A 12,178-nucleotide genomic window follows, 5' to 3' on the forward strand; every position below is an offset into this window, starting at 1 on the left:
TCACCTGTCACCAAGCAAGTGGCGTCCCCTAGGGGATTCGAACCCCTGTTGCCGCCGTGAAAGGGCGGAGTCCTAACCGCTAGACGAAGGGGACACAGAAGTGTCACGACTTCGCAGCCGTCTTGCTCTAACGTTTCTATCAGACAATCTGTTGTGGACACTACGCGGGAAAGTATCTTCAGGTAAGGAGGTGATCCAACCGCAGGTTCCCCTACGGTTACCTTGTTACGACTTCACCCCAGTCATGAATCACAAAGTGGTAAGCGCCCTCCCGAAGGTTAAGCTACCTACTTCTTTTGCAACCCACTCCCATGGTGTGACGGGCGGTGTGTACAAGGCCCGGGAACGTATTCACCGTGGCATTCTGATCCACGATTACTAGCGATTCCGACTTCACGGAGTCGAGTTGCAGACTCCGATCCGGACTACGACGCACTTTGTGAGGTCCGCTTGCTCTCGCGAGGTCGCTTCTCTTTGTATGCGCCATTGTAGCACGTGTGTAGCCCTACTCGTAAGGGCCATGATGACTTGACGTCATCCCCACCTTCCTCCGGTTTATCACCGGCAGTCTCCTTTGAGTTCCCGACCGAATCGCTGGCAACAAAGGATAAGGGTTGCGCTCGTTGCGGGACTTAACCCAACATTTCACAACACGAGCTGACGACAGCCATGCAGCACCTGTCTCACGGTTCCCGAAGGCACTAAAGCATCTCTGCTAAATTCCGTGGATGTCAAGAGTAGGTAAGGTTCTTCGCGTTGCATCGAATTAAACCACATGCTCCACCGCTTGTGCGGGCCCCCGTCAATTCATTTGAGTTTTAACCTTGCGGCCGTACTCCCCAGGCGGTCGACTTAACGCGTTAGCTCCGGAAGCCACTCCTCAGGGGAACAGCCTCCAAGTCGACATCGTTTACGGCGTGGACTACCAGGGTATCTAATCCTGTTTGCTCCCCACGCTTTCGCACCTGAGCGTCAGTCTTTGTCCAGGGGGCCGCCTTCGCCACCGGTATTCCTCCAGATCTCTACGCATTTCACCGCTACACCTGGAATTCTACCCCCCTCTACAAGACTCTAGCCTGCCAGTTTCAAATGCAGTTCCCAGGTTAAGCCCGGGGATTTCACATCTGACTTGACAGACCGCCTGCGTGCGCTTTACGCCCAGTAATTCCGATTAACGCTTGCACCCTCCGTATTACCGCGGCTGCTGGCACGGAGTTAGCCGGTGCTTCTTCTGCGGGTAACGTCAATCGGTAAGGTTATTAACCTCACCGCCTTCCTCCCCGCTGAAAGTACTTTACAACCCGAAGGCCTTCTTCATACACGCGGCATGGCTGCATCAGGCTTGCGCCCATTGTGCAATATTCCCCACTGCTGCCTCCCGTAGGAGTCTGGACCGTGTCTCAGTTCCAGTGTGGCTGGTCATCCTCTCAGACCAGCTAGGGATCGTTGCCTAGGTGAGCCATTACCCCACCTACTAGCTAATCCCATCTGGGCACATCCGATAGCGTGAGGCCCGAAGGTCCCCCACTTTGCTCTTGCGAGGTTATGCGGTATTAGCTACCGTTTCCAGTAGTTATCCCCCTCTATCGGGCAGTTTCCCAGACATTACTCACCCGTCCGCCACTCGTCACCCAAGGAGCAAGCTCCTCTGTGCTACCGTCCGACTTGCATGTGTTAGGCCTGCCGCCAGCGTTCAATCTGAGCCATGATCAAACTCTTCAATTAAAAGCTTGATTTGCTTAAACACGTTAAGCGATGCTCAAGTGTAAAACACTCATAATGAATTTCATTATGTGTTCACTCTTAAGACTTGATATTTTTTGCGTCCGGAGACGCTGATATCAATCCTGCGAGTGCCCACACAGATTGTCTGATAAATTGTTAAAGAGCAGTGCCACATATCTCGTGTGGCGCGGGGTGCAGATATTACGCTTTCCCGCTGAAGAGTCAAGGAATTTCTCACTTTTCTCTTCCTGACCCGGCGACCGTTGAGTCGTTGTTCCGTGTCAGTGGAGGCGCATTATAGGGAGTTCCTGACGGGTGACAAGTGCTAATTTCAAAAAACTTTTCAACCGTCTACTTTTTACCCACAACAGCCTTAAACCGCCAGTTTTTCGAGCTTTGCGAAGCCATAACGTTGCAAAACGGGCGTTAACTGTACAGCCTGCTCGGTAGTTTCCAGACAAAAAGCGATATTATCATCAGCAGAGCGCGCATCAGGTGAAGCCTTTTCAAGTAGCCATACCGTTCTGCGTGCAATTGCCGCACCGGAATCCACCAGCCGCGTCCCCTCAGGCAAAACCTGCTGCAGCTCTTCATTAAGTAAGGGGAAATGCGTACAGCCGAGCACGACGGTATCTGGCGGCTCTTTCATCCGCAACCAGGGTTGCAGGATACGCCGGATATCGTCCAGAGAGACCGGCAGCCCCTGTAGCTTAGCTTCGGCCAATTCCACCAGCTCCGCCGACCCTAACATCTCCGTTTTACATTCGCTGGCAAATCGCGCAACCAGTTCATGGGTGTAAGAACGTCTGACCGTGCCGCGGGTTGCAAGCAATCCGACAATACCGTTACGCGTTAATCTTGCTGCAGGTTTGATAGCGGGCACCACACCCACTACGGGGAAATCAAAACGTTCACGAAGTGCGGGGAGCGTAACTGTGCTGGCGGAGTTACAGGCGATTACGACCAGCGCCAGAGGATAGCGACGGCTGACAGCCTCAACAATAGAGAGTACGCGCTCAACGATAAACTCCTCTGACTTTTCACCGTAAGGAAAAGCAACGTTATCGAAGGCGTACAGGTAGTGAAGATCCGGCAGCAGTTGCCGGATTTCCTCATAAACAGAAAGCCCCCCTACCCCAGAGTCAAACACCAGGATAGTAGGATGTGCATCAGAAGGTATAGCTGCCGCTGAGGTAGTATTCCCTTCCAGGGGTTTGATAGCCATAGACCGTCTCATAATCTTTATCAAACAGGTTGGCTATTCTACCACGAACGGTGAGCGCTGATGTGACCGGGTACGACACGCCGAGATCCCATAAGCTTACGCCGCCAAGCTTAACGGTACGGGCTGTATTGAAGTCTTTATCGTAACGCTCGCCCAGATACTGATAGCTTAGCGACCAATCGAAATCATAAATAACTGTATCAAGTTGATATTTCACCTGCTGCTTAGCGCGACGAAGCAGGATTTCACTGGTTTCTGCATTACGGGGATCGACATAATCGTAAGAAATGCGATGTGAGATTGCGCCAGTCTCGAAAGAAGCCGTTGCCTCCACACCTTTAATGTTGGCCTTACCAATATTGTAATAGGCACTGGTTGCCATATTGTAATCGATAAGATTGTCGATATCGTTACGATAGCCGGACAGACGCCATGTTACCGGTCCGGTTAACCCTTCAACGCCGCCTTCCCACTGCTTGCTCTCTTCGGGATCAAGGTTGCTGTTGCCGCCAAAACTGCCGAAAAGCTGCCCAAGTGTGGGGGCCTTAAAGGCTGTACCGTAACTGGCAATCAAACGATATCCCGCCACAAACTCCCAGGCGGCACTGGTCTGCCAGGTGTTATGCCAGCCATATTCTGAATGATCGTCACCGCGAAGCGCACCTTCCAGCGTGACAGTTCCCACCATCTGCTGGGCGGTGGCGTAGATACCGGTATTGGTTGTTTCACGGCTGTCATTAACGGACCCGGTGCCGGGCTCGATAGTCTGCTTCTGCCAGTCGATCCCTCCGCTTACGCTACCGTTACCTACTGCAATATTATTTCCCCATTGCAGATTATATTGCTGAGAGTCATCCAGGGTTGAGGCAGCACCGTACCGTCCGAGATCCGGGCTGTAATTATAGTCTTTGGTATGACCGTAGCTGGCCGTCAGTTCTGACGAATAAACCCCGCTGTGGAAGCGCAGACCGCTATCCCAGGTCTGGCTATAAAGCTGGCGTGTATCAACAAAGGTATCTGGCCTGACGTAAGTTAAGCTGCTGTCATAAGCCGTTCTGTTATCGTAACCATAACCGCGAATGTACCCGCTAAATTCTTCATTAATCTGATGTTCTAAAGCACCATAGATCGTTTTACTCATAAAACCGTCACGATCTTTCTGCGCCGGCGTACCATAGACGTCAGGGTAGTTCGCCACAACATCGTACCCTTTGGTATAGGTATAGTTGCCCGCCAGCGTGACGCGAGTGTTCTCACTAAGCATTTGCTGTGTCGAACCGTCATAAGACTGGTAACCTTTCGAGCCGACGCCAGCAGTCAGCGTGGTGCCCGGTTTTTCCCGCCCGGTAATGATATTGACCACGCCGCCAATCGCATCCGAACCGTAAACGGCAGAGCGCGAGCCACGGATATACTCTATACGTTGAATAAGCGAGAGAGGGATCTGGCTGAGGTCTGAAGAACCACTGATACCCGCCTGATTAAGGCGGATACCATCGATTAGCACTAATATATGCCGCGATTCCGTTCCCCGGATAAACATGGAACTCTGCTGCCCCAGGCCGCCACTCTGCGCGATATCCACACCCGGCAGGCGCCGCATAACGTCCGCCACGCTTTTTGCCTGCCAGCGGTCGATCTCCTGGCGGGTAACCACCGTCGTCGGTGCCAGCACAGAGGAGACAGGTTGGGCGAAACGGTTCGCGGTGGTCACCAGCGTCTGCTCCGCATCCTGTGCGAAGCCGTTTTGCGCCCAGAGGGAAATCGCCGTTGCGCTAAACGCCAACAGCGAGGTTTTATTATTTTTCATGGTAACTAGCATCCACTAAATCATGCAGGATGCCGCAGGCATACAATCGATAGCACGCGATGACCGTATGAAGTGCGACGTAATTCCGGCAGGTCTTCGGGCTTGGAGGTGTCTGACGGATGATGACTTCCCACTTATATCAAGCAGTGTCTGCACGAGGCGCTCATCCCACTCTTCCTTACCGCTGCGCGTCAGCTCCAGCTTTTCACTGGATTCCCTTTTAACTGCAATCAGGCCGGATGCGCAGTTTATGCGCAAAGAAAACAGAAATCTATACGCCCAGACATCCGAAAACGCCTTAAGGCGGACAACGCTGGACATTAAGTGACGAATCCCTACAATCGCCGGGCAATAAAGGCCCTTCAACCCAGGATATACTATGACGCCCGAACAGCTGCCGACAGAACACTACGATGCCCAACTTGAAGAAAAGGTCAGCCGCCTGACATCACTGATGGCGCCTTTTTCCGCACCGGACGTTGAGGTATTTCGTTCGCCGGTCAGCCACTACCGGATGCGCGCGGAGTTTCGTATCTGGCACGACGGGGATGACCTCTACCATATCATTTTTGATCAGCAGACGCGGCAGCGCATCCGCGTCGACAGTTTCCCGGCAGCCAGCCGCTTAATCAATGAGCTGATGCCAAAACTGATCGAGGCTCTGCGCGACAATCCTGTGTTACGACACAAACTCTTCCAGATTGATTATCTCTCCACGATGAGCAATCAGATTGTGGTGTCGATGCTCTATCACCGCCCGCTGACGGCTGAGTGGCAGCAGGCCGCCGCCGTACTGCGCGATGCGCTGCGTGAAGAAGGCTACGATCTGCATCTCATCGGTCGCGCTACCAAAACGAAAATCTGCCTCGATCGCGATTTCGTCGATGAATGTCTGCCGGTGGCGGGCAAAAAAATTGTCTACCGTCAGGTTGAGAACAGTTTTACTCAGCCGAATGCGGCGATGAACATTCAGATGCTGGAGTGGGCGCTGGACGTTACCCAGAATGCCTGCGGCGATTTGCTGGAACTCTACTGCGGTAACGGCAATTTTTCGTTAGCGCTGGCCCGCAATTTCCGTAAGGTCCTGGCGACAGAGATTGCCAAACCTTCCGTGGCTTCAGCCCAGTACAATATTGCCGTTAATGAGATTGATAACGTGCAGATTATCCGTATGTCAGCGGAGGAGTTCACTCAGGCGATGAAGGGAACGCGTACTTTCCATCGCCTTGAAGGGATTGATCTGACCAGCTATCAGTGTGAAACCATTTTTGTCGATCCGCCGCGCAGCGGCCTGGATGAAGAGACGGTGAAAATGGTGCAGGCCTACCCACGCATTCTGTATATCTCCTGCAATCCGGAGACGCTTTGTCAGAATCTGGCGACGCTGTCAGACACGCACAGCGTGACGCGGCTGGCGCTGTTTGACCAGTTTCCCTATACGCATCATATGGAGTGCGGCGTGCTGCTGACGCGCCGCTAGCAGGGAAAAGGGGCGACGCCGGCTCGCCCCTGCAAACGTGTATTCAGTCGTTTGATTTTTTGCGGGAACGCAGCTTCAACCCAATCCAGAACACCAGCGCGACCATCAGAATGGTCGGCACGAAATTGGAGCCGATCTCAGGGTATTCGGCACGCACGATGGCGCTGTAAAGCAGGATGCCCAGTAAAAAGAACGCCGCCGCAAGGCCGGGCATCCCATCAGGCATAGAACGATTCAGGTAACGCTGATGCAGGCACCAGGCGGAAAGACCCAGCGCGATAAGAGGAAAAACAGAGAACGGCACCAGCGAACTGAATAAAACGGCAAAAGAGCCGTTGATCGACAAACCGGTTAAAAACGCCAGCAGCAGCGTGCCTCTGTCCCGGCCGGGGGCTAAACTCATGTCACTCTCCTTTAGTCACGGGAAGTCAGCGTTACCGCCAGCCTCTCCTGTTCACGTCGATACCAGTAATACGCACCTTTAGAAATCATTCTCAGCTGTAGCACCAGCCGCTCTTCCAGCTGGCGACGCTGATCAACATCAATATCCAGCGCTTCCGCACCGGCGTTGAACACGATAATGACCATCGCTTCCGCCTGCGCTTCGGTAAAGCTTCGCGGCATGCGGTTTTCGATTTCCAGATAGTCAGCCAGCTCGGCGATAAAATGCTGGATCTCACGGGCTACAGCGGCACGAAACGCGGCTGAAGTACCGGAACGCTCCCGCAACAACAGACGGAAGGCGTTAGGATTATTGCCGATAAATTCCATAAAGGTCGACACAGAGGTGCGGATAACGCTGCCCCCTTTTGCAATACGCTGGCGAGCCTGGCGCATTAACTGCCGCAGCATCAGTCCGCTCTCATCGACCATTGTCAGACCCAGTTCATCAACATCCCGAAAATGTCGGTAGAAGGAGGTCGGCGCGATGCCGGCTTCGCGGGCAACTTCACGCAGGCTGAGGCTGGCAAAACTCCGTTCGGCACTCAGCTGGCTGAATGCTGCTTCAATCAGCGTACGCCTGGTCCTCTCTTTTTGCTGCGCTCTGATGCCCATATTCGCCATGATACTGCCTGTTTGACTGACCAAAGCGGCACTATAACAAAAATTTCAGCGTACAGTTGCATCAACTTTGTGAATCCCTGTTAACACTCCCGTTTTGGTAAATGATGGCAAAAACAGCAGTTAGAATTGGGAAGTGGTCAGCGAGATGTTAGAATATCGTTGAAAAATTGTATAAGAAATAGGACGTATCAGTATGCAACAGTCTTATGATTACGACGCCATCGTAATTGGTTCCGGCCCTGGCGGCGAAGGGGCCGCGATGGGTCTGGTGAAACAGGGCGCGCGAATCGCGGTAATTGAGCGCTATCACAGTATCGGCGGCGGCTGTACGCATTGGGGCACTATCCCCTCTAAAGCACTTCGTCACGCCGTTAGCCGTATTATCGAATTCAATCAGAACCCCCTCTATAGCGACCATACCCGCCTGCTGCGCTCCTCGTTTGCGGATATCCTTAATCACACCGAAAACGTCGTTAGCCAGCAAACCCGTATGCGTCAGGGCTTCTATGAACGTAACCGCTGCGAGCTTTATCAGGGTGATGCACGCTTTGTCGATGCCAATACGCTTGAGGTGGAAGGCCCCGATGGTACGGTTGAGCGTCTTACCGCAGAGAAATTTGTTATCGCCTGTGGTTCACGGCCTTATCATCCTGCCGATGTCGATTTTTCGCATCCCCGCATCTACGACAGCGATTCCATCCTGAACCTGCATCACGAACCTGGCCACGTTATCATTTATGGCGCGGGCGTTATCGGCTGCGAATATGCCTCCATCTTCCGTGGCTTGAACGTTAAAGTGGATTTGATCAACACCCGCGATCATCTGCTGGCGTTTCTCGATCAGGAAATTTCAGATTCTCTTTCTTACCATTTCTGGAACAACGGCGTAGTGATCCGCCATAACGAAGAGTTCGAGAAGATTGAGGGCGTAAGCGACGGCGTTATTATGCACCTGAAATCAGGCAAGAAGGTCAAAGCGGACTGCCTGCTGTACGCCAACGGACGTACCGGGAACACCGACTCCCTGTCGCTGGGAAATGTCGGTCTGGAGGCGGACGGACGCGGCCTGCTGAAAGTTAACAGCATGTATCAGACTGCCCAGCCGCACATCTATGCTGTCGGCGACGTGATTGGTTATCCAAGCCTGGCTTCAGCCGCCTACGATCAGGGACGCATCGCGGCTCAGGCGCTGATTAAAGGCGAGGCCACAGCCCATCTGATCGAAGATATTCCTACGGGGATTTATACCATTCCTGAGATCAGTTCCGTTGGCAAAACCGAGCAGCAGCTGACGGCGCTTAAAGTGCCTTATGAAGTGGGTCGCGCTCAGTTTAAACACCTGGCGCGTGCGCAGATTGTTGGTATGAACGTTGGCAGTCTGAAGATCCTCTTCCATCGCGAAACCAAAGAGATCCTGGGGATCCACTGCTTTGGCGAACGTGCAGCGGAGATCATTCATATCGGCCAGGCCATTATGGAGCAGAAAAACGGTGGTAATACGATTGAATATTTCGTGAATACCACTTTTAACTACCCGACAATGGCCGAAGCCTACCGTGTTGCTGCGCTGAACGGCTTAAACCGCCTGTTTTAGCGTCGTGCCCATATAGCTCTGCATATGGGTACGAATGGCTTCTGCCAGCTGCTCATAGCGGCTGCGCAGAGGCGATCCCGGGCGATAGACCAGCGCTATGGTGCGCTGCGGTTCCGGCTTGTAGCAGGAAAGATAGCAGACGCCGTCGCGTACCCGCTCCTTCGGCACAGCAAGCGCGGGCAGCAGCGTAATGCCGCTTCCTGCCGCCACCATGTTTCGCAGCGTCTCCAGACTTGTCGCACGGAAATGGGTATCTTCGTCTGCGCCAGCCTGAAAGCAAAAGCCCATTGCCTGATCGCGCAGACAGTGTCCATCTTCCAGCATTAACAGCTTCTCACCCGCCAGATCGGACATTGGCACGCGGTCCCGGTCATGCCAGGGATGATCCTGATAGATAGCCAGCTTCATAGGTTCATCAAATAACGGCACTTCAATAAAAGCCTCAGACTCTTTTACCAGCGCCAGAATCGCACAGTCGAGCTTTCCGCTGTCCAGCTGCGCAAGAAGTTGCTGCGTCTGCGCCTCGTGCAGGTACATCTCCAGTTTTGGGAAGGTTTTATGCAGCGAAGGGACAATCTGCGGAAGCAGATAAGGCCCGACGGTGGGGATGAGCCCAATATGTAACGGTCCCGACATCGCCTCGCCCTGCTGGCTGGCCATCTCCTTCAGAACTTTTACTTCGCGCAGCACAGTGCGGGCCTGGTCCACCAACAGCAGCCCCGCCTGGGTAAACAATACTTTGCGGCTGGTACGCTCCAGCAGCATAACGCCCAGCTCATCCTCAAGCTTACGGATTTGCCCGCTCAATGTTGGCTGGCTGACATGGCAGGAATCCGCCGCCCGCCGAAAATGGCGATGTTCCGCCAGCGCCACAAGATACTCTAGATCACGAATGTTCATCTTATCCTCCGAACCACGATAGTCCATGGCGATAGATAGGATAGCAATCAACGATTATCCCTATCAAGCACCAAACGCAATAATGTCCGCCATTCGGGAAATACATCACTTTTTATCCTTAACCAGGAGTGCTTTTATGTTTGCAAGTCAGGAAGGTAAGTCTGTTCCACAGGTCACTTTTCACACGCGTCAGGGCGACCGGTGGGTCGACGTCACGACTGATGAGCTGTTTCAGGATAAAACCGTTATCGTGTTTTCACTGCCGGGCGCGTTTACCCCGACATGCTCCTCAAGCCACTTGCCGCGCTATAACGAGTTATCTGACGTCTTTAAAAAGCACGGCGTGGATAATATTCTCTGCGTATCGGTGAATGACACTTTTGTTATGAATGCCTGGAAAGCGGATCAGCACGCCGACAACATTACGTTTATCCCGGACGGCAACGGTGATTTTACCCGTGGCATGGAGATGCTGGTTGAGAAAGCCGATCTGGGATTTGGCCCACGTTCATGGCGTTACTCGATGCTGGTACGTAACGGCGTGGTGGAAAAAATGTTTGTTGAACCAAACAAGCCAGGCGATCCGTTTGAAGTTTCTGATGCTGATACCATGCTGCGCTACCTTGCGCCGGAATTTAAGGTGCAGGAATCAGTCTCTCTGTTCACCAAGCCTGGCTGCTCATTCTGTGCCAAAGCCAAGCAAATGTTGCAGGATCGCGGTATTCAGTATGAAGAGATAGTGCTGGGGCAGGATGCCACAACCGTCAGCCTGCGTGCCGTAACGGGTCGCGCCACCGTCCCTCAGGTATTTATTGGCGGGCGTCACATTGGCGGCAGCGACGATCTGGCCCAGTTTTTTGCAGTTTAACTAAACAGGCAGGGCGGGCAAAACCACGATTGACCGCCCTCTTGTGTGCCAATAACGATAAATAAAGTCGAAATTGCGTTGGCGGGCCTGGGGCCCGCCTTTTTTGCTTATGCCAGCCGGTTTTTTGCGTCGGTAATGGCAAGCGAAACCTGATGCGGAGAAACGCCGCCTTTCGCATTACGTTTATCCAGACAGGATTGCAGCGACAGCACAGGATAGACATCCCCGTCGATCGCCTGGCTGAAACTCTGTAGCTCATCCAGCTTGAGCGCTTCCAGCGCCACACCTTTGCCAATCGCCGCGACGACAACTTCACCGACGATATGATGCGCTTCCCGGAAAGGTATTCCTTTCGCGACAAGATAATCAGCCAGTTCGGTGGCATTGGCGTAGCCCTGCTCGGCGGCCTCCTGACAACGGGGGCGTTTCACCTGAATGCCATCCAGCACCAGCGTCGCCATATGCAGGCAGTCTGCCCAGGTGTCCAGCGCATCGAACAGGCCTTCTTTGTCTTCCTGCATATCTTTGTTGTAGGCCAGCGGTAAGCCTTTCAGCGTCATGGTCATCGCGGTAAGCGCGCCCTGAACACGGCCACATTTGCCGCGGATCAGCTCCAGCGCATCCGGATTTTTCTTCTGCGGCATCAGAGATGAGCCTGACGTGACTTTATCGGAGAGCTCAACAAAGCCTGCCTCACCGGTATTGAAGAAAATCAGATCCTCGGCGAAACGCGAGAGGTGGACCATACCGATAGAGGCGTCGGAAAGCAGTTCCAGCACATGGTCGCGATCGGATACGGTATCCAGGCTGTTACGGGTCGCGGAGGCGAAGCCCAGCCAGCCGGCCAGCTGCTCGCGGTCAATCTCGTAAGCGGTTCCGGCCAGCGCACCGCAGCCCAGCGGGCTGACGTCCAGACGCTTCAATGTATCCTGCAGGCGGCTTTCATCGCGAGCCAGCATCTCAACGTAAGCCAGACACCAGTGCGCGAAAGTCACCGGCTGCGCCCGCTGCAAATGGGTATAACCCGGCATGACCGCATCCTGATTCGCTTCTGCGGTCATCACCAGCGCCTGCTGTAGCTGACGGGTGGCGTTCAGAAGCTCGCTTACCTGTGTCTTACACCAGAGCTTAAGGTCAGTAGCCACCTGATCGTTACGGCTCCGGCCGGTGTGCAGTTTTTTGCCCAGTGCGCCAACTTTCTCAATCAGACGCCCTTCCACATAACTGTGAATATCTTCCGCATCGCTTTCCAGAATTTGCTGCGGGTTAGCCCGCACCTCTTCCAGCAGCACGTTCAGCGCGCTTTCCAGCTGCTGCTGCTCTTCTGGGGTCAGCACATTGACCGTTACCAGCGCTTTGGACCAGGCAACGGAGCCGACGATATCCTGCTCTGCCAGACGATAGTCAAAGCGCAGCGAGTCGTTAAACAGTTTGAACCGTTGATCTGCTGCCTGAGTAAACCGTCCACCCCAAAGTGCCATGTCAGTGCTCCCTTTAATTCAGTTAAGTAA

Annotated in this window: 9 protein-coding genes, 1 tRNA gene, 1 rRNA gene and 1 riboswitch; of the genes, 3 read left to right on the plus strand and 8 right to left on the minus strand. The window is 53.6% G+C overall.

What is annotated here, in order from left to right:
• Nucleotides 1–19: 19 nt before the first annotated feature.
• The 4 genes from EA20_RS0106955 to btuB all read right to left on the minus strand — a co-directional run bounded on the left by EA20_RS0106955 (nucleotide 20) and on the right by btuB (nucleotide 4,760).
• A tRNA-Glu gene (locus EA20_RS0106955) sits at nucleotides 20–94 on the minus strand.
• 89 nt (nucleotides 95–183) lie between these two features.
• Nucleotides 184–1,725: ribosomal RNA gene (locus EA20_RS0106960) — 16S ribosomal RNA — on the minus strand.
• 373 nt (nucleotides 1,726–2,098) lie between these two features.
• Nucleotides 2,099–2,950 carry a glutamate racemase gene (gene murI / locus EA20_RS0106965; protein WP_038381544.1) on the minus strand — a complete coding sequence of 284 codons (852 nt, stop codon included), beginning with the start codon at nucleotides 2,948–2,950 and terminating at the stop codon, nucleotides 2,099–2,101.
• Nucleotides 2,895–4,760: a TonB-dependent vitamin B12 receptor BtuB gene (btuB, locus tag EA20_RS0106970; RefSeq protein WP_024966135.1), complete on the minus strand. Its 1,866-nt coding sequence runs from the start codon at nucleotides 4,758–4,760 to the stop codon at nucleotides 2,895–2,897. Before btuB ends, murI begins: the two co-directional genes overlap by 56 nt.
• A 69-nt stretch (nucleotides 4,761–4,829) precedes the next feature.
• A riboswitch (cobalamin riboswitch) is annotated at nucleotides 4,830–5,015 on the minus strand.
• A 124-nt stretch (nucleotides 5,016–5,139) separates the two neighbouring features.
• Here btuB and trmA point away from each other — a divergent pair.
• Nucleotides 5,140–6,240: a tRNA (uridine(54)-C5)-methyltransferase TrmA gene (gene trmA / locus EA20_RS0106975; protein WP_024966136.1), complete on the plus strand. Its 1,101-nt coding sequence runs from the start codon at nucleotides 5,140–5,142 to the stop codon at nucleotides 6,238–6,240.
• Nucleotides 6,241–6,283: 43 nt separating this feature from the next.
• On the opposite strand, the gene EA20_RS0106980 is transcribed toward trmA, so the two are convergent.
• On the minus strand, nucleotides 6,284–6,643 hold the full coding sequence (locus EA20_RS0106980) for a YijD family membrane protein (protein ID WP_024966137.1): 360 nt from the start codon (nucleotides 6,641–6,643) through the stop codon (nucleotides 6,284–6,286).
• 11 nt (nucleotides 6,644–6,654) lie between these two features.
• A complete protein-coding gene (gene fabR / locus EA20_RS0106985; RefSeq protein WP_024966138.1) occupies nucleotides 6,655–7,296 on the minus strand; it encodes an HTH-type transcriptional repressor FabR in 642 nt (213 codons plus the stop codon).
• A gap of 202 nt (nucleotides 7,297–7,498) precedes the next feature.
• Here fabR and sthA point away from each other — a divergent pair, with 202 nt between their 5' ends.
• The gene (gene sthA / locus EA20_RS0106990; RefSeq protein ID WP_024966139.1) at nucleotides 7,499–8,899 is read left to right on the plus strand and encodes a Si-specific NAD(P)(+) transhydrogenase; all 1,401 of its coding nucleotides are present in this window, start codon (nucleotides 7,499–7,501) and stop codon (nucleotides 8,897–8,899) included.
• Here sthA and oxyR read toward each other — a convergent pair.
• Nucleotides 8,882–9,799 (minus strand): DNA-binding transcriptional regulator OxyR, encoded by a 918-nt coding sequence (gene oxyR, locus EA20_RS0106995; protein WP_024966140.1) that lies wholly within the window; start codon nucleotides 9,797–9,799, stop codon nucleotides 8,882–8,884. The genes sthA and oxyR overlap by 18 nt on opposite strands.
• Before the next feature lie 136 nt (nucleotides 9,800–9,935).
• Here oxyR and EA20_RS0107000 point away from each other — a divergent pair, with 136 nt between their 5' ends.
• Nucleotides 9,936–10,667, plus strand: coding sequence for a glutathione peroxidase (locus tag EA20_RS0107000; protein ID WP_024966141.1), 732 nt, complete (start codon nucleotides 9,936–9,938; stop codon nucleotides 10,665–10,667).
• A gap of 107 nt (nucleotides 10,668–10,774) precedes the next feature.
• On the opposite strand, the gene argH is transcribed toward EA20_RS0107000, so the two are convergent.
• Nucleotides 10,775–12,148 (minus strand): argininosuccinate lyase, encoded by a 1,374-nt coding sequence (argH, locus tag EA20_RS0107005; RefSeq protein ID WP_024966142.1) that lies wholly within the window; start codon nucleotides 12,146–12,148, stop codon nucleotides 10,775–10,777.
• Nucleotides 12,149–12,178: the final 30 nt, after the last annotated feature.

Origin of the sequence: Pantoea sp. IMH, from assembly GCF_000599885.1 — a bacterium.
GTDB lineage: Bacteria > Pseudomonadota > Gammaproteobacteria > Enterobacterales > Enterobacteriaceae > Erwinia.